This window comes from Vibrio sp. 10N.247.310.24, from assembly GCF_041467175.1.
Taxonomy (GTDB): domain Bacteria; phylum Pseudomonadota; class Gammaproteobacteria; order Enterobacterales; family Vibrionaceae; genus Vibrio; species Vibrio tasmaniensis_A.
The window spans coordinates 1-21,843 of the sequence record NZ_JBFSUD010000074.1 but is presented as its reverse complement, the minus strand read 5'-3'; the positions used below and the strand labels follow the sequence as shown (position 1 = coordinate 21,843).

Annotated in this window: 23 protein-coding genes and 1 pseudogene; 18 read left to right on the top strand and 6 right to left on the bottom strand. The window is 41.6% G+C overall.

All coding sequences use genetic code 11. From position 1 onward, the window contains the following. Window positions 1-318 precede the first annotated feature (318 nt). The 3 genes from AB6E08_RS18425 to AB6E08_RS18415 all read right to left on the bottom strand — a co-directional run bounded on the left by AB6E08_RS18425 (window position 319) and on the right by AB6E08_RS18415 (window position 3,023). Window positions 319-1,452 carry a flagellin gene (locus AB6E08_RS18425; protein ID WP_372065991.1) on the bottom strand — a complete coding sequence of 378 codons (1,134 nt, stop codon included), beginning with the start codon at window positions 1,450-1,452 and terminating at the stop codon, window positions 319-321. Between the two features lie 120 nt (window positions 1,453-1,572). Then, window positions 1,573-2,496 carry a Dyp-type peroxidase gene (locus tag AB6E08_RS18420; RefSeq protein ID WP_371708236.1) on the bottom strand — a complete coding sequence of 308 codons (924 nt, stop codon included), beginning with the start codon at window positions 2,494-2,496 and terminating at the stop codon, window positions 1,573-1,575. Window positions 2,497-2,561: 65 nt separating this feature from the next. Beyond that, window positions 2,562-3,023, bottom strand: a complete 462-nt coding sequence (locus tag AB6E08_RS18415; protein WP_065679055.1) for a DUF2919 domain-containing protein — start codon at window positions 3,021-3,023, stop codon at window positions 2,562-2,564. 109 nt (window positions 3,024-3,132) lie between these two features. Between AB6E08_RS18415 and AB6E08_RS18410 the strand changes: the two genes are divergently transcribed. Then, window positions 3,133-3,477 carry a DUF2956 domain-containing protein gene (locus AB6E08_RS18410; protein WP_135381670.1) on the top strand — a complete coding sequence of 115 codons (345 nt, stop codon included), beginning with the start codon at window positions 3,133-3,135 and terminating at the stop codon, window positions 3,475-3,477. A gap of 12 nt (window positions 3,478-3,489) precedes the next feature. Beyond that, window positions 3,490-3,822, top strand: coding sequence for a DUF4156 domain-containing protein (locus AB6E08_RS18405; RefSeq protein WP_102257778.1), 333 nt, complete (start codon window positions 3,490-3,492; stop codon window positions 3,820-3,822). 56 nt (window positions 3,823-3,878) lie between these two features. On the opposite strand, the gene AB6E08_RS18400 is transcribed toward AB6E08_RS18405, so the two are convergent. Further along, window positions 3,879-4,166: a helix-turn-helix domain-containing protein gene (locus AB6E08_RS18400; RefSeq protein ID WP_004734273.1), complete on the bottom strand. Its 288-nt coding sequence runs from the start codon at window positions 4,164-4,166 to the stop codon at window positions 3,879-3,881. Between the two features lie 205 nt (window positions 4,167-4,371). Here AB6E08_RS18400 and AB6E08_RS18395 point away from each other — a divergent pair, with 205 nt between their 5' ends. From AB6E08_RS18395 to AB6E08_RS18380, 4 genes are all read left to right on the top strand, one after another. After that, a complete protein-coding gene (locus AB6E08_RS18395) occupies window positions 4,372-4,719 on the top strand; it encodes an ArsC family reductase (RefSeq protein WP_371708237.1) in 348 nt (115 codons plus the stop codon). Window positions 4,720-4,817: 98 nt separating this feature from the next. Further along, window positions 4,818-5,954 (top strand): succinyl-diaminopimelate desuccinylase, encoded by a 1,137-nt coding sequence (gene dapE, locus AB6E08_RS18390; protein ID WP_371708238.1) that lies wholly within the window; start codon window positions 4,818-4,820, stop codon window positions 5,952-5,954. Between the two features lie 46 nt (window positions 5,955-6,000). Continuing rightward, the gene (locus tag AB6E08_RS18385) at window positions 6,001-6,675 is read left to right on the top strand and encodes a M15 family metallopeptidase (RefSeq protein ID WP_372043958.1); all 675 of its coding nucleotides are present in this window, start codon (window positions 6,001-6,003) and stop codon (window positions 6,673-6,675) included. 8 nt (window positions 6,676-6,683) lie between these two features. After that, a complete protein-coding gene (locus AB6E08_RS18380; RefSeq protein WP_017096836.1) occupies window positions 6,684-6,893 on the top strand; it encodes a DUF2897 family protein in 210 nt (69 codons plus the stop codon). Between the two features lie 164 nt (window positions 6,894-7,057). Here AB6E08_RS18380 and bamC read toward each other — a convergent pair whose 3' ends face one another. Together bamC and dapA are read right to left on the bottom strand one after the other, a co-directional pair. Beyond that, window positions 7,058-8,104, bottom strand: a complete 1,047-nt coding sequence (gene bamC / locus AB6E08_RS18375; protein ID WP_017100804.1) for an outer membrane protein assembly factor BamC — start codon at window positions 8,102-8,104, stop codon at window positions 7,058-7,060. A gap of 49 nt (window positions 8,105-8,153) precedes the next feature. Beyond that, complete coding sequence (gene dapA, locus AB6E08_RS18370; protein ID WP_009847376.1) at window positions 8,154-9,032, bottom strand: 4-hydroxy-tetrahydrodipicolinate synthase; 879 nt, start codon at window positions 9,030-9,032, stop codon at window positions 8,154-8,156. A gap of 372 nt (window positions 9,033-9,404) precedes the next feature. On the opposite strand from dapA, the gene AB6E08_RS18365 reads away from it, so the two are divergent. The 12 genes and pseudogenes from AB6E08_RS18365 to AB6E08_RS18310 all read left to right on the top strand — a co-directional run bounded on the left by AB6E08_RS18365 (window position 9,405) and on the right by AB6E08_RS18310 (window position 21,751). Further along, a complete protein-coding gene (locus AB6E08_RS18365; protein WP_017079431.1) occupies window positions 9,405-9,947 on the top strand; it encodes a glycine cleavage system protein R in 543 nt (180 codons plus the stop codon). A gap of 12 nt (window positions 9,948-9,959) precedes the next feature. Beyond that, window positions 9,960-10,292, top strand: a pseudogene (gene bcp / locus AB6E08_RS18360) (thioredoxin-dependent thiol peroxidase); the annotation flags it as partial. A gap of 91 nt (window positions 10,293-10,383) precedes the next feature. Continuing rightward, window positions 10,384-11,784, top strand: a complete 1,401-nt coding sequence (locus AB6E08_RS18355) for a tyrosine-type recombinase/integrase (RefSeq protein WP_372066000.1) — start codon at window positions 10,384-10,386, stop codon at window positions 11,782-11,784. A gap of 1 nt (window position 11,785) precedes the next feature. Next, window positions 11,786-14,140: a hypothetical protein gene (locus AB6E08_RS18350; RefSeq protein ID WP_372066003.1), complete on the top strand. Its 2,355-nt coding sequence runs from the start codon at window positions 11,786-11,788 to the stop codon at window positions 14,138-14,140. Window positions 14,141-14,153: 13 nt separating this feature from the next. Beyond that, window positions 14,154-16,349: a site-specific integrase gene (locus tag AB6E08_RS18345; RefSeq protein ID WP_372066006.1), complete on the top strand. Its 2,196-nt coding sequence runs from the start codon at window positions 14,154-14,156 to the stop codon at window positions 16,347-16,349. Beyond that, entirely contained in the window at window positions 16,349-16,834 is a 486-nt protein-coding gene (locus AB6E08_RS18340) for a bacterioferritin comigratory protein (protein WP_372066008.1), read from the top strand. The genes AB6E08_RS18345 and AB6E08_RS18340 overlap by 1 nt, the downstream gene beginning before the upstream one ends. A 146-nt stretch (window positions 16,835-16,980) precedes the next feature. Beyond that, on the top strand, window positions 16,981-17,445 hold the full coding sequence (gene bcp, locus AB6E08_RS18335; protein WP_372066010.1) for a thioredoxin-dependent thiol peroxidase: 465 nt from the start codon (window positions 16,981-16,983) through the stop codon (window positions 17,443-17,445). Between the two features lie 39 nt (window positions 17,446-17,484). Further along, window positions 17,485-18,147 carry a recombinase family protein gene (locus AB6E08_RS18330; RefSeq protein WP_372066013.1) on the top strand — a complete coding sequence of 221 codons (663 nt, stop codon included), beginning with the start codon at window positions 17,485-17,487 and terminating at the stop codon, window positions 18,145-18,147. A 368-nt stretch (window positions 18,148-18,515) separates the two neighbouring features. Further along, window positions 18,516-19,439: a hypothetical protein gene (locus tag AB6E08_RS18325; RefSeq protein WP_372066016.1), complete on the top strand. Its 924-nt coding sequence runs from the start codon at window positions 18,516-18,518 to the stop codon at window positions 19,437-19,439. Between the two features lie 52 nt (window positions 19,440-19,491). Beyond that, window positions 19,492-20,145: an AbiV family abortive infection protein gene (locus AB6E08_RS18320; RefSeq protein ID WP_372066019.1), complete on the top strand. Its 654-nt coding sequence runs from the start codon at window positions 19,492-19,494 to the stop codon at window positions 20,143-20,145. A 380-nt stretch (window positions 20,146-20,525) separates the two neighbouring features. Continuing rightward, window positions 20,526-21,176: a hypothetical protein gene (locus tag AB6E08_RS18315; protein WP_102458085.1), complete on the top strand. Its 651-nt coding sequence runs from the start codon at window positions 20,526-20,528 to the stop codon at window positions 21,174-21,176. A gap of 98 nt (window positions 21,177-21,274) precedes the next feature. After that, complete coding sequence (locus AB6E08_RS18310) at window positions 21,275-21,751, top strand: hypothetical protein (RefSeq protein WP_371997320.1); 477 nt, start codon at window positions 21,275-21,277, stop codon at window positions 21,749-21,751. The last annotated feature ends 92 nt before the right edge of the window (window positions 21,752-21,843 follow it).

Below are 21,843 nucleotides of genomic sequence, written 5' to 3'. Positions count from 1 at the left end.
GGTATTTACATTCACTGCCATGGTGATTTCTCCAATTGATTTTCCGGTATAGCGGCTTCCGACGTCTCGGAAAACCAAGTAGTTATCTCTAAGTTACTTTTAATAACGGCGTGAATGCTGAAACCTTTAGAAAAAAAGCAACAAAATTAAAGAAATAGCGAGAAAGGATAAGAAAGCGTGACTGGTAGTGAAATTATCAAAAAAAGATGAGAAAAAGGCTAAAGTTGTCGAAAAGTCAGCCGGGGGAAATATTGTGTTTTAATTAACCAAAGGACTTTAGTTAACCGATAATACCTTTATAAGAATTAACCTAATTTATTAGCCTAGCAGCGTTAAAGCTAAGTTCGGCGCTTGCTTAGCTTGAGCTAAAATAGTGGTACTGACTTGCTGCAGTATTTGTTGTTTGAGCATTTGAGTGGTTTCTTTGGCGTAGTCTGTATCTTTGATTCGACTGTTTGATGCCCCCAAGTTCTCATGAACATTTTCAAGGTTAATAATCGCATGGTCAAAGCGGTTTTGCATCGCCCCGAGTTCAGAACGGTGACTATCAACATACTTCATCGCTGTATCCAAAATAGACACGGCGCGCTGTGCTCCACCAACATCAGTGACATTAATATCATCGACTGACTCGTAATAACCCGCCGACATCGAAAGCTCACTGGCTAACGAGCCTGAGAAAGAGATCGTGCCTGCCGTGTCTTCGCCTGACATATAGATCTGAAGCTGCCCATCATCATTGACGGAAGCCGAAACCAGATCCGTTTGACCATTGATATAAGTCGCTAGCTCTTCAATGTCATCGCCCGCTTTGGCATTAATGTTGATCTCTTGAGGCTGGCCAAAACGATCGGTAAACGCCATCGTCATATCTGTCTGGTTAGATTTAACTTCCCACGAGTCACTTGCCATGCCATTGGCAACATAGCTAAAGCCGCCCATGTTGATATCATCGGTGCGCATGTTTTTCAAACCTATCTGCACCGCCTCACCAGAGCTGCCACCGATTTGAAATGACGAGCTACCAAAGCTGCCGTTAAGGAGCTTTTTCCCACCAAATGAAGTGGTTTCCGCAATTCGGTTTAGCTCATCATTTAAGGCGGTTACTTCTTCTTGAATAGCCGTCCTTTCCGATTGGCTATTCGAACCATTAGTCGCTTGCAGTGACAGGTCTCGCATGCGTTGCATGATATTTGTGGTTTCATTCATCGCCCCTTCTGCTGTCTGCATAATGGAGATACCGTCGTTAGCATTTCGAACCGCAACATCGATGCCGCTCATCTGTGCTTCTAATCGATTAGAGATTTGTAAGCCAGCAGCATCGTCTTTTGCACTATTAATACGACTCCCTGAAGCCAAGCGCTCCAAAGATTGGTTCAGCATGTTATTGGCATTAGATAGATTCCTCTGAGCCACTAATGCTGAAACATTCGTATTAACAGTTATAGCCATAGACCTTCACTTACAAAAAGATGAATAAAACTTACGATTGCTCTTGTATCGACCTATTTATATAAAACTTTAAAAAAAAGGAGCCATGAGGCTCCCTTTGTTTATTCTATTTGAGTGCACTTACTTAATCGTTAGTGCACTCAACATCTCAGCTGAAGGAGCAAAGTAGTAAGCGCCAGTAACGGCTTTAGTAAAGCGAAGCAGTTGGTCTGTTTTGCCATCTGTTTCGCCGTACATACTCTCTAGCATCGCATCGAAATTATGACGAACATTACAGTAAGCGATGAACAGTAAACCGTGATCGCCTGTTGCTGTGCCGTAAGGTAGGCTATGACGAACAATTTTAAGGCCCTTGCCTTCTTCTTTGATATCCACACGACCAACGTGAGACGCCGCTGGAACATCGTCTAGCTCGATCGAATCTGGCTTGGTACGGCCAACCACTTTCTCTTGTGCCGATACGTTTAATCTATTCCAAGCTGGCAGGTTATGCACAAAACGCTGCACCATTACGTAGCTACCACCTGCGAATTCACCTTCAGGCACAATCGCCACTTCAGCACGCTGCGCGTCTTTCGGGTTTTCAGTGCCATCAACGAAATCAGTCATGTCACGTGAGTCTAGGAAACGGTAACCGTAAGTTTCATCTACTACTTCAACGTCTGCCGCTACTTCAGATAGCAATTTACGTAGGATGAAGAAGTGTAGGTCATGTCGGTTTGAATGACAGTGAATCAGAACATCAGACAGTGTGCTCGGTGCTGTGATATCACCTTCACCAAGCGTAGGAAAATCAATTAGATCAGAGGGAGCAGCTTGCTCGAACTTATCCCAAAAAGCTTTTGAGAACGCTACCGACGCCGTTAGGTTCGCATCAGGTTGAGTTTGGTTTAGCTCGTCGATTAGAGTCGGAAGCTTTTGAATTTCTGCTAGTACATTAGCAGTATTAGCGTTCACTTTAAGTTGAACGTAAAGAGCGAAAGGCCCAGCTTCAGGCAAAATAGCACTTTGAACGTTAGGCTGCTCATTTGAAACATTAAGCATAGATTATTCCTTCCAGTTTTAGCTTCTAAGTATAATTGTGAATGGTACAAATGTTTTGATGAGAATCAGTCTTCGTGCTCAACCACTTTAAAGCAATCCCTAGCGGCATGGCTATTGGTTAAATAAAGCGCTAACCAGAGGAGCAATAATAGGGTGATAGCATTTGACCAACGGAACCATCCGTTATCCAAATAGATTAGATAAATTGTGTGGGAGCCCTGTGCCAAGATAGCTATCATGGTAACCCAACGCCCCCATGACACGACTTTGTTAAGGCGCTTTCTATCTGGAGATCTTAGTCCAAACAACCACATCAATAACAAACTAGGGACACTCAACGCAATCCCGACATAAAACATCTGGTGGTCTGGATAGATGGTCTCAAGAATATCCGTTCCCGACTCTCGGCTTGCGCCCGCAACAATGAAAACGACCAAAGCTTTCGCAAGAAACAGCCAACCTAACCATAATAAGATTGGGGCTTTCAAAAAGCCGTGTTTATCGTATTGTTCTATGGAGTACCGCACAACTCTCACTTTCACTTGTTTTCAAACCAACACTTTAACGCAAATCATTCATACTTAACTAGGTTTGCGTTATCTTATTGGTTAATCCGTTTTAATTGTCGAACTCAGTATGAAAAAGAAAACTAATACACCGTCTGTTGAATCTCAACAAGAAGCACTGAAGATAGCCAAAGCGACGCAAAAGCCAGCTCAAACCAAAGAACAAACAAAATTAATTGCTCAAGGTATCGAAAAAGGCATCGCACTTTACAAGAAACAGCAAAAAGAACGCAGCCGCCAAGCCGATAAAGCAAGAAAACGCGTACAGAAAGAGAAGCAAACTCAACAAACTAATCTAGACGAAGAGAGCAATGTAGACACAATTGTTGAAACAACATCAAATCACGCCAGCAAATTGCCGTGGTTACTATTGATCGCAAGCTGGGTAGGTTTCGCGATTTATTTGATGAAATAGCAGGATAAATGTATGAAAAAGGAATTAGTCGCTTTAGCTATGACAGGCATATTAGTCGGGTGCACGACACCGACAACAGTCCCACATAGCAAATCTGACCAAGTACAAATGGATTACCACGGACTGATTGATATCAACGAGTGCGAATATAAAGGGGAAGTCACCGGCAGCGAAGGCCACTGGTATAGTTATCTGTTTTACCCGAACGACACTCTGATTCAAGGCGCAATGAATGAGCTAAAGTCCAATGCTATTGGATTAGGTGCGGACACCGTAATTTTCACACTTCCCCAAGATTTTGCGACTTCCGTAACCATGTTGGGCACCGCTTATCGGTGTCGCTAATTCGACTTATCGCTAATCGGTAAGGAATAGAAAGAAGAAAGCCAGCTTTCGCTGGCTTATGCACTAAATCCAAGGCTTGTTGCTATATCGCCTTTACGCTGGATAACCCATTGACTGTCAAATGGCCCCCAGTCGGATAATTGGTAATAGCCATCATTATGACGTCGCCCATCTTGAACAAACATAAGTTCAATACCGATCCCCGGTAACGCCTTGAGTACATCTTGAATAGTACGACGAGGCCACCCCGTTTTTTCGATGAGTTTAGGCACATTTGGCCTATCAAGGCTTTCCACTAACAATGCTAAATATAGCCGCCTTGCAAAAACAGGACTCAACTCCATTGACACCTCCTATATATGTGCAACTCAATTATTTCTTTTTTTGCTGACAACATGTTGAGGCTGATCAATAAGTCTCCAATAGTGACATTTTCTTACTGTTTTTTTTCACTCTATGAAATATTCCTCACTCTATTTTGTCTGAATTGCCGCTTCCTGATAGGATTCAACTCATAACAACGAAATAAAATCACCCAAAGGAAGAATAATGACTATCACTATGTTTGGCATTCCGAATTGCGACACCATCAAAAAAGCAAAAAAATGGCTAGAAGCTGAAGGTATCGAGTTCGAATTTCACGATTATCGCAAACAAGGCATCACTGAAGAATTAGTAACAAGCTTCTGTTCAGAGCTTGGTTGGGAGCTTGTGCTAAACAAACGTGGTACGACTTACCGCCAACTTTCTCAAGAGCAAAAAGACACGCTAACGGAAGAAAAAGCAGTGGCTCTGCTTGTTGAACAACCGGCAATGATTAAGCGTCCAATATTGAAAGTAGAGGATAAGCTTCACATCGGATTTAAAGCCGACCAATACGCGGCTATTTTTGCTTAGAGCGTATTGTTTACATAGACAGACAACGGACGTTGATCATTGAATCTGCGCCCTAAAAATTAATGACTAGACGTTTAATTTAAACAAGGAACTCAAGGATGACAGACAGCCCAACTTTGGCTCTGGCAAAAGACCTAATCAGCCGTCAATCGGTAACACCAGAAGATGCAGGCTGCCAAGACCTGATGATTGAACGCTTAAAAGCGCTAGGTTTCGAAATCGAAGTGATGGTATTTGAAGATACGACAAACTTTTGGGCTCGCCGTGGTACAGAAGCGCCTCTATTTGCCTTTGCTGGCCACACTGATGTTGTACCTGCTGGCCCAATTGAGCAGTGGAACACTAAACCATTCGAACCGACTATCGTAGATGGCTTCCTGCACGGTCGCGGCGCGGCAGATATGAAAGGTTCTCTAGCTTCAATGATCGTTGCTGTAGAACAATTCATCGCTAAACACCCTGATCACACAGGCTCAATCGGTTTCCTTATCACGTCAGATGAAGAAGGCCCGTTCATCAACGGGACAGTGCGCGTTGTCGAAGCATTGATGGCTCGTGGCGAGAACATCGACATGTGTATTGTGGGTGAACCATCAAGTACTGAGTACGTCGGTGATGTCGTGAAAAACGGCCGTCGTGGCTCTATCACTGGCGACCTAACGATTAAAGGCACACAAGGTCATGTTGCCTACCCTCACCTAGCGAACAACCCAGTACACAGTTCTCTGCTTGCAATCAACGAGTTGGCAACGACTGAGTGGGATAAAGGTAATGACTACTTCCCACCAACCAGTTTCCAAATCCCTAATGTAAGCGCAGGTACGGGTGCTTCAAACGTGATTCCTGGCGAGTTTAATGTTCAGTTTAACCTGCGTTTTAGCACAGAGTTAAGCAACGACATCATCGTTGAAAGAATCACAAATACACTCGACAAGTACGATTTCGAATACGATTTAAAATGGACATTCAATGGCGACCCGTTCTTAACCGACGCAGGCTCGTTGCTTGATGCTATTGTCGATGCAGTAGGTCACGTGAATGATGTTAAGCCGGCACTGCTTACCACAGGTGGTACATCAGACGGACGCTTTATTGCGCGCATGAAAGGACAAGTGGTAGAACTAGGCCCTGTTAATGCAACCATTCACAAGGTTAACGAGTGCGTGAAAGTGGCTGATTTAGAGAAACTAACTAACATGTACGAAAGAACATTAGTGAACCTGTTCGCTAAGTAGTTTTTTCATCAGCGATTCATAGCATCTAATTATTGAGAGACACGTTATGACACCAGAGCAGCTAACCGGACAATCAGATTCTCATCTAGAACCTAGCCTCATTGGCAGTAAAACCTTCTTGGTTCACAGTGAGGTCAAAGATGACTTAAACGATTTGATTGAAGCTGCTCAACTCGCGGGCTTCAAAATGGAGATTGCCAGTGGCTTTCGCGACTATGAAAGGCAATCTCTGATTTGGAACCGCAAGTTTTCTGGTGAAGCACCGATATTAGACTCAGAAAGCCAACCACTTGATGCTTCAACACTCAGTGAACATCAAAAGTTGTCGGCGATTCTTAGGTGGTCTGCGCTTCCCGGAGCGAGTCGTCACCATTGGGGTTGTGACTTTGATGTCTTTGCTCGTAATCACTTACCTGAGGGGACTCAGCTACAACTGGAACCATGGGAATACCTCACTGGCCACCAGCAAGTGTTTTACCAATGGCTGTCTGCCAACGCATCTCAGTTTGGATTCTTCTTTCCTTACAGCCAAGACCTTGGTGGTGTGGCGATAGAACCTTGGCATATAAGCCACCGTAAAATTTCACAGTTGTGTTTATCACAGTTATCTCCCACTTTACTTGGCAAGCAACTCCAATCTAAGCCAATATTAGGGTATGAAATTATTGCGGAGCAGCTAGACGAGATCTATGCGCGCTTCGTGGCGAATATCAGTCATTAGGAGCGCTTATGTTAGAGTGGCTTACAAACCCTTGGGTCATCATCATCATCGTGGTTAGCGTTGTGGTGGGTAATATTGCTGCGCTCAAACAGACCGCTAATATGGATCTGACAGGTCGTAACAAAACAGAAAAAGACTTAGACAAGCTCAATCAATTGGATAAACAGAACCAAGAGAAAGCTCAAAAAGATGAGTCGACTGACAGCAAAAACATTTAGCTTAACGCCCTTAATGCGCTAGCCCCAACAAGTCAGGTGCGTGTGACTCCTTGTTAGCGAAATGACAACATAAATTGACAACACGCACATAAAACACTGACTAACAAACATAAAAAAGAGGACATTGTATGTCCTCTTTTTTTTCTTCTAAATTTGCTCAGTGCTTATTCAGATTTTGCTTCTTTCTTGTCTTTGGTTTGGTCTGCAACGTGTGCTAATACCGGTACCATTGACTTAAGTAGCTCTTCTTCTACAGGCTTACCTGTTGCATCCGTTACGTTAATCGATGTACGGTTGCCAAGATCACCAAACAAGAAGGTGTAAGTACCTGGCGCTAAGTCAATAGGCTGTAGGCCAATCTCTTCCCAGAATTCATCATCTGGCGCGGCATACTTAGCTTTCACTGTACCTTGAGACTGGTTACGCTCTTCAAGTTCGAAGCCCATCGTCGGTAGCAAGGTAGGTAGACGTTGCCACAATACATTGTATGGTGTGCGAGCAATGATCACAGGGAAACCACTGCGGTCCGACCCCATTGAAATAGGAATACGTTTCACCAACTCTTGTGCTTTCAGTGCCGCTTCAGCACGAAGGTTGGCATCGTATTTAGCCATCACTAGATTCGTTAAGAACGCGTTGTAACGCTCTTTATTGGTTGCCGATACTGGTTTCTCTTCAGAACCTTCACGCCAATCAATCAGGTTAATCTTGAAGCCATGGCGATTGTTCGCTTGGAAACGAGAGATAGAGTAGCGGCTACCAATCTCGACTTCTTCATCTTCAGAAACCCACCTAACCCAATCAGTCTCAATGTCATTTTCTGACTGTTCACGAATGCCGATATTACGCTGGGTCAGCATATCTACAGCCGTTTGCCATACTCGGTCAGCCTCTTCAGCACGAAGGAGCCATAACGTCACTTCACCATTTTGACGCTCAGTACGAGCACCTGGGATCAGTTCAAGAACCTGTTGAGGAGGACGAATATCCACTTGACGACCGGTACCACCACTGAATTCACCGCTTGGGATATCAAAGTTTGGGTAAAACTGAGGCTGAGCATCTTCAGGCAATTGCCATTGTGAAAACTCAGGTGTTTCTAAGTATTCAAAATCATCTTTGGCTTGGCGACGTTGAGTCGGGCTGCCAGAACATGCTGTAAGAACGAAAACAGCCAGTGAACCGATCACTAGCTGGTGAGAATACTTCATTTATACTCCTAAATGCCGAAGGTTCGCTTCGGCATTGCTTTATACGTTTTTAGTAAATGCACGCTTCAGTCATTGCTTGAGCAACAACAGGTTGAGCTGGTTTTGACAGTTCAGTCAGTGGTAGACGTAAGCCACCTTCAGCAATCAGACCCATTTTGTGAACCGCCCATTTTACGGGAATAGGGTTAGACTCAACGAACAAATTCTTATGTAGAGGCATCAAACGCTCATTGATCGCTTCAGCTTCCTCAAACTTGCCTTCCTTCGCTAGCTTGAACATAGTCGCCATATCAGCAGCTGCAACATTGTTCGTTACAGAGATCACGCCATCGCCACCACGCTTAACAAATTCAAGACCTGTTAAGTCATCACCACTTAGTAAGATAAAGTCTTCGCCACAAAGTTCACGGTGAATTGCAATTCTTTCAAGATCACCCGTCGCATCTTTAAGTGCAACGATGTTTTCGATCTCGGCAAGACGAGCAACCGTTTCTGGCAACAAGTCTACCGCAGTGCGACCAGGTACATTGTAAAGGATCTGTGGAACGTCACTGACTTCAGCAATTGCTTTGTAATGTTGGTACAAACCTTCTTGAGTCGGTTTGTTGTAGTACGGTGTTACACTCAGGCAACCAGCAATACCAGAACCATTGAGCAAACGGCTGAAAAGTACAGATTCGTGAGTTGCGTTTGCACCCGTACCAGCAATAACAGGAATACGGCCATCAGCAAATTCAACGACCTTATTGACGACTTTGACATGCTCTTCAATAGTGAGTGTTGAAGACTCACCAGTTGTGCCAACCGCAACCAGACCATCACTACCTGCTGCAACATGGTGATCAACTAACTTTTTAAGGCTGTCGAAATCCACTTCACCATCTGTATTAAATGGTGTAACTAGCGCAACGATACTTCCTGAAAACATGTCTATCTCCCTTAATTTATTCTTTTTGCATGTTACTGTAAGCCAATCAATAAACACAAGACATTAAAGTGGCTTACCAGCAACATCTGCAGTAAATATTGTCGTATGTTTGAGGTAAAACGACTTATAACCGCGTTCGACCTAGAATTTGGGTAACCTACACTCAATCTAGCGAATAGCTCAGCACTCGATGTCAGTAACAAGTAAGTAATGCTCTCACACCACTCTTTGAATTTTGAACACTCTAAATATTCCTATTACTTGTTACATATTTGAAGCAAAGTGCCTCATAAAAGCCCCAAGCACACACTTATTCCTCTAGCTAACTGTGCTAACATGCATGAATCAATGGAATATAAGAGACGTGATTTTATGACTCAACATCTAGTAATCACAGCTGTGGGCACAGATCGCCCAGGTGTATGCAACCAAGTGGTTCATTTAGTCACCCAATCAGGCTGTAACATTATTGATAGCCGTATCGCTCTATTTGGCGAAGAATTTACGCTTATCATGCTGCTGTCTGGAAAGGCAAACAACATCACCCGCGTTGAAACCACCCTGCCCTTGCTTGGACAAGAGCACGACTTGATTACGATTATGAAGCGAACCTCAACTCATGATGTTATTGAGAACTCTTACACAGTAGAGGTGTTCGTTGAGTCAGACGATAAAATCGGCCTTACCGAGCAGTTTACCCAGTTCTTCGCAGACCGAAACATCGGCCTCGATTCGTTAAGTGCGCGAACCATCAATAAATCTAAAGTTCAGCTCGATAACGACCAATTCCATATCTCTATTACCGCTTCTGTGCAATCAGAATGTAATTTGATGCAGCTACAAGAAGAATTTGACGCGCTGTGTCAGAGCCTATCCGTACAAGGCTCGCTCAACTTTATCAAAAACAGTTTTTAAAAAGGAAATATCATGAATACGCTAACGGCTGGTGTTCCAGCACCTGCTTTTTCTCTTCCTGATCAAGATGGCAATATCGTATCTCTTGGTGACTTCAAAGGTAAAAAAGTCCTGTTCTATTTTTACCCAAAAGCAATGACTCCAGGTTGTATTGTGCAAGCTGAAGGCCTGCGTGATATCAAAGCACAGCTTGATGACCTAAATGTGGTTGTTCTAGGTGTGAGTGTTGATCCAGTAAAACGCCTACCAAATTTCGTCGAGAAGAAATCTCTAAACTTCACACTGCTATCTGATGAAGACCACAGCGTTGCTGAACAGTTTGGCGTTTGGGGAGAGAAGAAATTCACCCCTGAATAATTTTAATGACAGAAAACCTTGACTATTTTTTATGACAAATCTATCTTTGATATGTAGGTAACATATTGAGGGTTGTTTTGTGATAGAAACACATGAGGAAAAACATTCTGATATTTATGACGACTTCCGTTTACTATCCATTGAGGTAGATACGTTAGCAAAACTAAAAGTATCAGAGAGCGTCAGTATTGAAACTGGAATGGTGACTTATTCCCCTTACCTTTCCCCTTCTAATCTAGAATCACGCCTAAAGAAAACAGATATTATCATTGCGCCCGATGGGAAGGTTGTTTACCCACAATCTCTTTACCTTGTATCTAAACTACGTGGTGAAGAGGCAATCAAGGATACTGACTCAATTGCAAAGGGCTTACTGGCTTTTACTCGTTACTTAGATTCCACCCATCAGCCCCAACTTGACGAAAACGATAATCAAATACCACCTGAATATTTAACTTATAAAACATTATCGAAGTATGAAGAAGAAGGTGCACCTTGGCGCTTTGCTGAACACCTTTTAGCTAACTGTCGCTCTAAAAAAAATGCAACTGGTAACGAAGCGTATTCGCTTAACTCTGCAAAAAGCTATATGGGTGCTGTCATTGGTTTTTATAAATGGATGCAAAAATACGGTTACATCAAGAATGACAATGACCATATATTGACACACTTTAGCAAAGTGGAAGGTTACGAAGGTATCAATCAACACGACGTGCTTGGTCATACCCAGTCTGGCGCAAAGCGACTCTATGAAGTATCAAACATCATGAAGATGTTTCCCAAAAGCGATCAAACACCTACGTATAAAAAGTTGAAACCTATGCCGTTCGATCATAAGGAGCTGTTCTATCAACATCTAGATATATTACCAAAGACCATTTCCTTGATGCTTAAATTATGCGTGGAGACAGGAGCAAGAGTTGATGAAGCTACCCATTTCCCTGCTCGTAATATTGGTGACAAGGATTGCAGTGGACTAGAGGTGGTGCCAGTACACATCACACACACCAAAGGTAGTAAGCCACGCACCATTGAAATCCCTATCGCACTATATGAAGAATTAGAGCAATACAAAGAAAGTAGCCAGCGGCAAAAGAACCTAATTCGACGAAAAGAGCTGATTGATTCTAAAAAAGAACAAGATACTACTGAGTACCTTTTTGTCTCCAACAAAGGGCGACCATATACAGAAAATACTCTAGAAGTGCATTTTGGGGTGCTGAGACAGCACATTCGAGCAATAGAGACGAGCTGGTACTATCGAATTCATGATTTGCGTTCGACTTACGCCACACATTGGCTTTGGAATGAGTCTCAGAAACGACAGGTTGTTTATGATTCTTTGATGGGTGAATTAGCAGATCTAATGGGACATGAAAGCACATCAACTACAGAAAAATACATTAAGTTCATGAATAAATTCGATGTCCAATTAAGAGTCGCAAGGAATAAAAACCGCAAGATAAACGGAGGGTGGTAGCATGGCAAAAAGCCCACTTTCTAAAAACTCAAAGACAGTAAAGCATATTAGAAATAACAAAAATGTCACTGCGTTACACCTCACTATTCCCTATAAGGGTTCCAAAAGCAGGACAGTAACCGACTTTGATGTATCACACTTATTACACGTTGGTGCAAATAGTTATAATGACAAAATCAAAAGCCGTACTTCTTATTTGAGAAGCTTTTGCAAACAAGCCCATAAGTATTTTGATAATGGAAAGTCTGCAAGAACCGTCACTGGAAATTACGAGACATTACGAGCTTACATTGCCTTTTGCGACGCTTTAAGCGTTGACCCTTTTAGCGAAGTTGGCTATTTGAAATACGCGGGAAATGATGGTGAATTAAGAAATCGCATTAAAATGTACCACCCATCAAAAAAGCTCTGGGAAATGAATCACGGTGATAGGTTAGGCATCAAAGAAGTCTCAGCATCGATTATCACTTCATCTCTTCGCACAGCACTTGTATGGTGCGGACTCCCCTCAGAATTATGGGCAACCCAGCACCGAGGGTTTACTGGCGAAAGAACGCCATACAAAGGCTACTCAAGTTTTGAAGAAAAAACACTTGTAACACGGTTGAGTGAGTTATTTTTCACCTTAGCTCCGCAGCTCATTGCAGCTAAAGAAAAAAATCTAGCCCTGCCTGACGAACTTCCTGTCGTTATTGATTTCGAGGGACACCAAGAAGTAATTTCAATTCAAACCGCTTTAAAAACTCAAACACATGGTCAAAGCAAAAATGGGGCGTCTGTAAAACCTTCCGCTGCGTTTAATCTAACGATGGGAGCGGCCTATCACTTGATATGTTTTTTTACCTCATTGAACGATAGCGACGTACAAAGCATTGCCCATCCAGTTACGATTCATACTAGTGAGCGGGATAAAAGCTTACAGGTAGTCAAAGTGTCGAGCTTTAAAGCACGAGCAAACAAAGAGGTAGACGCTGTTTTTACCAATGAGAGCTTCGATGTTGATAAGCGTGATGGAGTAAAATTCATTAAAACCCTTGAGGCACTTTCAGCACTATACGGCGGTGACGCAGAAGGTTCAGAGTTACTATTCACTCTTAATAACCAAGGAGAGAAAAACGGCTCCTTTCATGTAAACGAAATAAACAAACATTTAGTAGTGGAGTTAAACCTACTCTCACCCACTCGGAAATCCTGCCTTCCTTGGTTTAAAGAGCTATTTTATAGCTATCGAAACCAACATGTTATCGAGTTAACCAAAGAAACTAATGAACTTGGTAGAGTCAGCATAAGTAAAGTAGCTCGCCCTTGCTCAAAAGCAAGCTCAACACATGGCGCAACTAATGCCGCCTATTGCATTTTATCGTGCTACACAGACTTGTCACTCAAGGGCATTTTACTACCACTTATTTATTCAGAGAAAAATTCCGATGGCAAAATCCGTGTTTCGTTCAATTACCGAAATGGTGACAGTCATAGCTTCTCTATTTCTGCTGCGAATAAGCGTGTTATCCAAGATATTGAACAGTTCGCCACAGAGTTGGCAGATAAGCAAAAATCTAAAAATCATGAGCGATTGTTGCTCAAACGAGGCAATAGCAAACAAGCTCCTAGGGACTGGGATGGAGTTACCCCTATTTCGTCCAACCTAATGAATACGTGGTCAGTTGAATCAGGTGAATACTTCATTTCACTCCAATCGAGCCGCTGGCGAGAAATGACCAGTAACCAAGTATATTCCAACAGCGGTAAAAGTGGGGTTCAGAGTGTCCTTCAAAACCTGCTTTCGACCATTGACAAACATTATGTTAATGGTGATCCGACTCTCAACAAAATAATCATCTCACAAGCTATACAAGTCATAGAACATTTAAATGACAACTCGACCTTAGAGCAAGCTAAATCTGCGATTGCAGCCAAGCTTGGTATTACCATGCTTGCGCATGAAGAATGGGAAAAGAAACAAGAAGAAAAATCAAAAACCAACCCAAATGGCATTTATTGTAATGGTGAGCAAAGTATTGAAGGACGCAAAAGTACGCAGCGAAAAACCAATAATGCAATGAAATTACCATTGCCATGCACTGAATATGATATGTGCCATAAATGCCAATCGGCCAAAGCCGTCGATGAGGTTCAATCTATCTATAAACTTATTTCTTTCATTGACGTGTTGAAAGAATCCTTAAACCAGTACCCCAATGCGAAAGAGGAAGTCCACGAAAAAATCAAAGCTTTTGAGTTCACTCTGGACGGAGCAAGTAAGAAGGTATACGAAGGTGCCATGGCATTATTTTTGAAAAACGGGCGTCACCCTAGAGTATCAACTGACCATGCTATTTTAGGTTTACACCGATAATGAGGAGCTAGCCATGATAAAGCTACCTAACGTAGACAGACAAAGTGCCATTGTAAAGGCGCAAAACAATGTTGGAATCTACACAAATTACCTGAATGACGTATTAAGGCCTGCAATAAAGAGGGGGAAGTTGGATGAGCTTGAAGTACTAGATATTGGATTTAGCGTCACTGGCGAATCGCTGGGTAAAATTGGGGACAATGCCGCATGGCGAAAACTTCAAGGCTTCTTTGAGCCAAATGCTACCCAAACATCCACTATAGACTTCACGCTTAATGGAAAAGTGATGGAGCGTAACCTCAGGATTCAACTGATAACGCTTGCTTTAAAGATGATGTGGTTATCGTCCAAAGATTACTCCTTTCTTTCCATCTACAAGACTGTCGTTATCTTAAAGAAATTCGTTCCCGCCCTTTTAAGTGAAGGTTACAACAGCTTTGAGTTTTTAAGTTTTGACCTATTAGAGTCTTGGGTGTTGAGCGACTTCACTGATATCGACTTCGAGCGAGATACAACCTATATAGCTCTCAACAAGCTGCGATCTGAGGCAAAAGGCCTATCGTTTGAGATTAACTTTGAAAAGAAATTAGCGGCATCCGATTTTGGTTTAGCTCTTAAAGAAACTGAGCAATATACAGTTATACCACAGAGATTATATTGTTTAGGACTTCAAAAATCAGAAGCATTAGTTAACGAGATATACCCAATTCGCGATCAACTAAGCAAGCTAGCCGATTACATTACTACCTATTATGACAAAGCCTATCAAGAGTATGCAAAGTACCTTATCAGCGATGAGGCAATATTAAAAAATGGCGGGCTTAAGTGGTATTTAACTAAGACAGATAAAGGTAATAAAAAAAGAACAACTGACTTTCAAGCTGATTTTCTCGCACTAAGTAATCCGACACAAACAATGGCCCTTGAGTTGCTATACAGGCACAAGCCCGTAATACGCCTTGAATACGCCGACAACTTCCATCCAGATAGAACATTGAAGGTTGGTAACAGAGTAGTTATAGGGCTTAAAGAGGCACGATCATTATTTAAACAACTCAACGGCGTTTGCCTATGGGCGTTAATGTCTAGAACGGGAATGCGTATTGATGAAATCTTTCACCTACATACGACAAATGGGTGTTCAGAAGAAACTATATCCAAGCAAATCATTCATATTATTCATGCAGACCTGTCAAAAACGGTCAAAGGCTCCCAATCAAAGCAAGATGAGTTTGTGACTACAGAGGTCGGAAAAAAGGCTTACGAGATTCTACAAGCGCTACATTCACCACTTAGAAAGCGTTATTCTGATAGCAAAACGTTTTTCCATAAGGTAACGGAGGACTATGCAGCTATTACTAAAGACCAACTTGGAAAGCATATTGCGAGTTGGTTTGAAGGCACATTGGCAGAAAAACTTGTGTTAACCAATGACGATGTAATTGACTTGAAGATTTCCGACCCTAACCTTTCGTTTAATGTGGGTGACGACTATGAGTTCTCAGGACACCAGCTTCGCCGTTCGTTTGCTTACTACCTTATCGGCTTCGAGCTTTGCGCGTTTCCACAACTCAAGCAACAGTTCAGCCACGTATCAATGGCGATGACAAGGCATTATGCTAAGAATGCCAGTAAATTCCAGAAAATCAGAAAGCAAAAACAAAGCTTGGCTTGCGCTATTGATGATGAAAGGGTTGATAAAAAAGCTCAGATCTACCTAAAAATCTATAAGAAGCTGGCGAATAAAGAACGCGTTGCTGGAGGTAAAGGTAAAGAGTTCACCAAAAACATGATGAAGGCTGAACGCAACCTGTTCAAAGATAAAGTCGATGACGACATGCTATCGCTCAATTACTGGAAAAAACAAATCCGAGATCAAAAACGTCACATCCATGCAGTAGCCCCTGGCGTTTACTGCACTTCAACAAGTTGCAGCCTGCGCACACAGGTCAGCCTTTTAGAATGTGTGGACTGTAAAAACGACTACATTGTAGATGCTGTTTTTGCGGAGGCTAAACGCAAAGAAGCTGAAATCAATATGTTATGGGATATTGAGCATGATGAGTTAACGCCTCAAACAGCAAGTGAAGCATATATCAAAATCACCGCTGCCGAGCGAATTATGAATGACTTAGATATAGCTTATGAACCTGTTGAAATGCCACATGAAGTAAAGGAACTTCTAATACCTTTCGGAGTAACTGCGTAATGACACAAGCTACTAAAAACAAGCTAATAAGAGCCCTAGAACGACTGTTAGAGAGTAAACCTGAAAACCGCGAGCTCAGAAAAAAAAACCGAGAAGGCAAGCTAAAAATCAACAATAGTACCGTAGAGAAAGAAGCAGGGCTTTCTGTTGGATCACTGCGCAGGCATGAGGATGTTCAAGCTATGGTGAAGAGTAAATCACTCGAAGCTCGCGTGGCTCAGGATGACTCAAACCAATCACCTATTGATGTATTACAAGCGGAAGTGAAACAACTGAAAAACGATAAAACTCAAGCAAATAAAAAGAAAAAAGAGTATCTAGATCTCGCTAGATGCCATGAGCAAGCATTAGCTATACAAGCTGCTAGTCACTTAAAGATGGTTGAAGAGCTTATGGGTATGTTACATGAAAGTGAGCGTGAAAAAGCGATGGACAAGGTAGTCAAAGCAAGGCCAGATAATCTTATCAAAGGAGATTTTAGATAAAAGCATCCTGTATAGTGTAATCACTAGACAGGACAGATAGTTATTGATAAAAATGAACACTCTAACGAAATAAAAATGCACTAAAAAGGATAGAGTGAAGAACTCAACGACACATAACATTAATTTAGAAAGTAAGGATTAAACCGATGATAATCGAAGCTGGACAAACTGCACCAGATTTTACTCTGAATGATCAAGACAATAACCCAGTGACGCTCTCTGAGCTTCAAGGAAAGAAGGTACTGCTCTATTTCTACCCACGAGCTTCAACTCCTGGCTGCACCGTTCAGGCTCAAGGACTGCGTGACACTAAAGCTGAATTAGATGCCCACAATGTTGTTGTGCTTGGTTTAAGCCCAGACACCCCGAAAAAACTGACGAACTTTATCAACAAGCAAGAGCTGAACTTCACTCTGCTAGCCGATGAAGAACACAAAGTATGTGAGAAGTACGGTGTTTGGCAACTAAAGAAGTTCATGGGTCGTGAAAACATGGGCGTTGTAAGAACAAGTTTCCTGATTGATGAGTCGGGCAACATTGAGCATGTATTTAACAAGTTCAAGACCAAAGATCACCATGAGGTCGTGTTGGACTACCTAAACAGCAAATAACCTTCTATGAGCTACTAACTATCTACTTTGGGAGCAGACATGATTGGCTACATTCGAGTATCAGATTCACGGAAAGCAGATGGCGAATCTCAAAGAGAAGCTATCAAGGCATACGCTAATAAACGTGGCATATTCATATCTGATTGGATTGAAGAGCATGTATCTGCTTCCAAGACAGAACTGAGTGATAGAAAACTATCTTCACTTATAGCTTCACAACAAAGCATCATCGTATCAGACATCACTCGACTTGGGCGCAGTAAAGTTATGGAACTGGTCGGTGCTATAGGTCAAATTGCCTCATACGGTGAACTACATTTGGCATACAACGACACCCTCATAAACGCAAAGAACGCCGACAATGCAGAAATCATTTTCACCGTTATAGGGGAATCTTTTGCTAGTGCTGTAGAGGCTCAGAAGCGCTCTGAGAGGGCTAAAGCAGGCCACGCTAAACGTAAGGCTAAAGGCTTACCATCTGGTCGTCAAAAAGGACAAAAAGTTAAATCAAAACTTGATGAGCACACCGCCTATATATTGAACCTTATTGATAACAATACCTCCAAAGCTGGAATTCTAAGAAAGCTAAAAGAGCGTGGCGTATCGATTTCCCGAAGTCGGTTTTACTCTTGGTTAGAAGCCCGTGGACTTCATAACAAGAAAGCTGAATTTCAGGCTGACATGTTCTTAGAGCAAGTATAGATTATTTTAAGCACCCCACTTGCAGCCCCATTTCTTTTAATTATGCTTTCCCCACTGGCATCCTTATTCTGACGTTTTTCCCAAATGGGTGTTTTATTCTGACGTTTTTCCCAAATGGGCGTTTTATTCTGACGTTTTTCTCAATTTCGAACTGAGAACTTACAGTGAGACAGAAGTGGCTTAGAGCCACAAATCTAAAATGTTTATGTCCAAAATCGGGCCAGAACGATCACTACTAGCACGCCTTTTCTGCTCAGGTTCATCAGAAACGATAATCAATAAACTACTGTTCAGCCCAAATTATTCGAATCCAAGTTAAGGGTGTTATAGTGATATACCTGTGGCGTACGATTTTTTTGGAGTTAGGTGTGTATACAGAGCTTGAGTATAAGGAAAGGAACTCGGCAACTCATACAGTTAGGTTGTTATCACCAATGGGGTTATACCCTAATGAATCAGTAATAATCGGCAATTCAATAGCCTATTTTGGGAATGACATCAGCTTTGTAATTACTCCCCTTGATGATGTGGAGTCAAACTACTCGGAAGTAGCGTGGTTGAAGCTAAACGAAATTAGGCTTTTGTCCTCTATATTGTTGTCCATAGATGATGGAATGTTGCTATTGCATCCACACCCACATCTACATTACATAAAGATAAACAATGAAGTGAGCCCGTCAGATATTCTAGACCTTCTACGCTCACATTTGTTTCAAGCAATAGCTGTCCCTAACTCGCATCAAGACATACGAGGACACAAGTTTTTAGAACAAAACCCATATAACTATAATAGTTCGGTAGACCTGCCTATAGTAGGGGAACAGCGATACAGGCACAGAGATAACTGTATAAACTTAGAAGTGTTATTGAAACTGCATGCTCAGATAGACATAACGGATAAATTATTAATGAGGGCGTTGGCTACATTGTTACGTAGCTCATTGCTGATGTGCTATTCACACTTGCTGGAAGAGGCAATCAATTCAACTTTTATTTCTTTAGATGCTTCATTTTCAATGGTACAGCGAAGATTAAGAGCATTAGGAAATTCTAGTCCGTCTTCAAAAGATGCATCTGAATTTATTTCTAATGTATTTAATACAGACGGGCCTGAAAAATATTTCCAATGCTACTATGAGAGCCGCATTATGGCTTTTCACCCATCATCTCGGTTTGGGGAATTTGCTCACTCTCCTGTGTTTGCTGACGATTGCTATGATCTTTTCGACTCTTTAATATCGGTTTATAGGTATTTGGTTTGTAATGATATTCGCGACAAATCATTAAGATAACGAAAGGTTAAGGGAAATTTCAACGCTGGGCGTTAGTTGGTGCGAGGACATAATGAAAAAGAACAGTGGTATTACAAAATACAAGCTGAATAAACTCGCTACAGAGTCACTTAGAAACGTTTTAAGGTTACATTTCGATTCAGTTTTACTGTATAAAAATAAATCTTACCCGTCGGCTTTTCAACTGTCAGTTTTAGCTATTGAGGAGTTGTCCAAAGCTAATTGGATCGACCATTACATATTTTCGAGTGAAATGAATTGTGGTTATCCTGATGCTGACTTTGAACATGAATGGCTAAAATTGTTGTACTTACACCCCAAAAAGCAATGGAACTTTGTGGCTAGAGATCCGCAGTTTTTTTCTCCTAAATTCATCGAATTAATTCAAACTCGAAAGTTAGAGGAGAAAAAGCAAAATTCAATCTATGTTGGTTTGAAAAGGTTCAAAGGGAAAATTGATATCGAAAGCAGAGTGTCAACTCCTTGGAAAATTAAACAGGACGACGCAAAGCAAGTAATATCTCTTGTTAATGCTGAACTTTTACGTTATTGCCAAAGAATCGAAGATGATGAATTTTATTTCGAAGGCGCTCGTGAAATGGATGAGGTCTTTGACTATAAAATTTTCTCTAGGCTCCTTAGCTGGCCGCATAGAAGCGGTTTAATGAACGAGTCATGGGTGGCTAAAAATCGACAACGCAACTAAAGACCGTTCTGGTTTCAGGATACCTTATCTAATCTTTAATTGTTGAGTTAAAACTCTTGCACTAACACGTTTCAGTCCAGAACCTTCGTGTATTGAACTTTAGCCATAGAATTTTGTGATTACCGAGAGTCGTAACTCGCCTTTGCCCCAAAGCTTCTCAGACCAAATGAGTGGACGATCTAGCCATTACATCAAAAGACCAAGTTAATCTAATTCGTACTTTAATCTCATATACGGAGTTTTTCCGTAATTCATCCCTGCAAATATATGCAGATTCACACAACAGATTGATAACAGTTGAGTTTCATAATAAATAGCAGCAACATAGACGGAAAAAGTCCGTCTATAAAGAAAGCGTCAGCAGTTTTTAGGATAGTAATGTGGATAAATTTATTGAGTATATAGCTAAAGAATGGAGTGTGATTTCTCAAGCTCCTTTTACTTTTATTGTATTGGCAACGCTTATGTTTGCTTTAGCCTATTTCGCTGCAAACTGGAAATTCTCATCGATTATTGAGCAAGTTAAAGCATCCAATGAGACACTAAAAGAAAGACTTCACTTAAAATCAGAACAAGCAGAATCTTATAAAGATCGTGCTCTAAAATATGATGAGAAAGTCCAGCAAGTGGTCGATTCCGATGAATTGGCTTTAAAAGATAAAGCTCTGGAGGTTGTTAAAAATCTCCGTGAATTCATTGAAAGACATAAGCGTGAAGATGATCGAGTTTCTAATCAAGAGAGGTCTGCCATGCAGCAAGTACAAGATGAAGCATCTAGATCTGCGGCATGGCACAAGTATACAAACGAAACTATGCGCCTTTCTAGTGAGCGAAACGCAGAATATGAGAGGCGTTTTAAGGTTGATACCATGATGTTAAGAGATGAATTAAGGTCTCGTTTGCCTGATTACGAACCGTTAGAGCGTCATCATGACATGATGTATGAACATCCTACTAATTATTTCGGGTTTAATGATGTAGCAGCAGACTTGGAACGTATGTCAAAACTGCTAACAAAGCCATCAAATTGACGCGTTAAACTCGGCATTTTTGGTTTGGAGTTCAGTGCGCTTGGTGAGTGCATCGTGGCGCAACTTATGGCAAGCGTTATATTCTAGAGAGTGAAATAATGAGTGATGTAGTAATAGTTGGAACCAGTCATACAATTCAAAGAGATATGTCGCACTCAGGCTTCAAGTCTTATATTGAAGGGGTGATTTCTCAGTTTGGGATCAAAGTTATCGCAGAGGAAATCGATGTTGATTCAATACCTTCGCAATTGGCTGAAAAGCACAATCTTCAGTATATGAACATTGAGCCTAACCCAGCAGAAAGAACAGCATTAGGCATTCCTAGTTTGAACCAAATAGAGAATTCTATATTTATGGAGTTTGATGATTTTGATTCAAAAGAAGCACAAGTTGAATGTGAGAGAAGAAAGCAAGAAGCATATCGAAGTCGAGAGCAAGAGTGGCTAAAGCGTGTGAAATCTATTCAAGATAATCCAATGTTAGTAATTTGTGGAGCTAATCATTTTGAGTCATTTTCAGATCTATTGGAGCAATGTGGTTTATCTGTGACTAAACATTGCTCGCTTTGGGAATAGAGCATAACAAGCGTTTAAGGTTTCAAGGTACTTTTTCGGCTCTTCTCCGCTTAGATGAGCTTGATTTCTGGGTAAAAGGTAGAGTGAGTTTC

Bases quoted from the DNA above. Each gene is read 5' to 3' on its own strand.
- AB6E08_RS18425 (WP_372065991.1), bottom strand. From the start codon at position 1,452: ATGGCTATAACTGTTAATACGAATGTTTCAGCATTAGTGGCTCAGAGG.
- AB6E08_RS18420 (WP_371708236.1), bottom strand. From the start codon at position 2,496: ATGCTTAATGTTTCAAATGAGCAGCCTAACGTTCAAAGTGCTATTTTG.
- AB6E08_RS18410 (WP_135381670.1), top strand. From the start codon at position 3,133: ATGAAAAAGAAAACTAATACACCGTCTGTTGAATCTCAACAAGAAGCA.
- AB6E08_RS18405 (WP_102257778.1), top strand. From the start codon at position 3,490: ATGAAAAAGGAATTAGTCGCTTTAGCTATGACAGGCATATTAGTCGGG.
- AB6E08_RS18400 (WP_004734273.1), bottom strand. From the start codon at position 4,166: ATGGAGTTGAGTCCTGTTTTTGCAAGGCGGCTATATTTAGCATTGTTA.
- AB6E08_RS18395 (WP_371708237.1), top strand. From the start codon at position 4,372: ATGACTATCACTATGTTTGGCATTCCGAATTGCGACACCATCAAAAAA.
- dapE (WP_371708238.1), top strand. From the start codon at position 4,818: ATGACAGACAGCCCAACTTTGGCTCTGGCAAAAGACCTAATCAGCCGT.
- AB6E08_RS18385 (WP_372043958.1), top strand. From the start codon at position 6,001: ATGACACCAGAGCAGCTAACCGGACAATCAGATTCTCATCTAGAACCT.
- AB6E08_RS18380 (WP_017096836.1), top strand. From the start codon at position 6,684: ATGTTAGAGTGGCTTACAAACCCTTGGGTCATCATCATCATCGTGGTT.
- bamC (WP_017100804.1), bottom strand. From the start codon at position 8,104: ATGAAGTATTCTCACCAGCTAGTGATCGGTTCACTGGCTGTTTTCGTT.
- dapA (WP_009847376.1), bottom strand. From the start codon at position 9,032: ATGTTTTCAGGAAGTATCGTTGCGCTAGTTACACCATTTAATACAGAT.
- AB6E08_RS18365 (WP_017079431.1), top strand. From the start codon at position 9,405: ATGACTCAACATCTAGTAATCACAGCTGTGGGCACAGATCGCCCAGGT.
- AB6E08_RS18350 (WP_372066003.1), top strand. From the start codon at position 11,786: ATGGCAAAAAGCCCACTTTCTAAAAACTCAAAGACAGTAAAGCATATT.
- AB6E08_RS18345 (WP_372066006.1), top strand. From the start codon at position 14,154: ATGATAAAGCTACCTAACGTAGACAGACAAAGTGCCATTGTAAAGGCG.
- AB6E08_RS18340 (WP_372066008.1), top strand. From the start codon at position 16,349: ATGACACAAGCTACTAAAAACAAGCTAATAAGAGCCCTAGAACGACTG.
- bcp (WP_372066010.1), top strand. From the start codon at position 16,981: ATGATAATCGAAGCTGGACAAACTGCACCAGATTTTACTCTGAATGAT.
- AB6E08_RS18330 (WP_372066013.1), top strand. From the start codon at position 17,485: ATGATTGGCTACATTCGAGTATCAGATTCACGGAAAGCAGATGGCGAA.
- AB6E08_RS18320 (WP_372066019.1), top strand. From the start codon at position 19,492: ATGAAAAAGAACAGTGGTATTACAAAATACAAGCTGAATAAACTCGCT.
- AB6E08_RS18310 (WP_371997320.1), top strand. From the start codon at position 21,275: ATGAGTGATGTAGTAATAGTTGGAACCAGTCATACAATTCAAAGAGAT.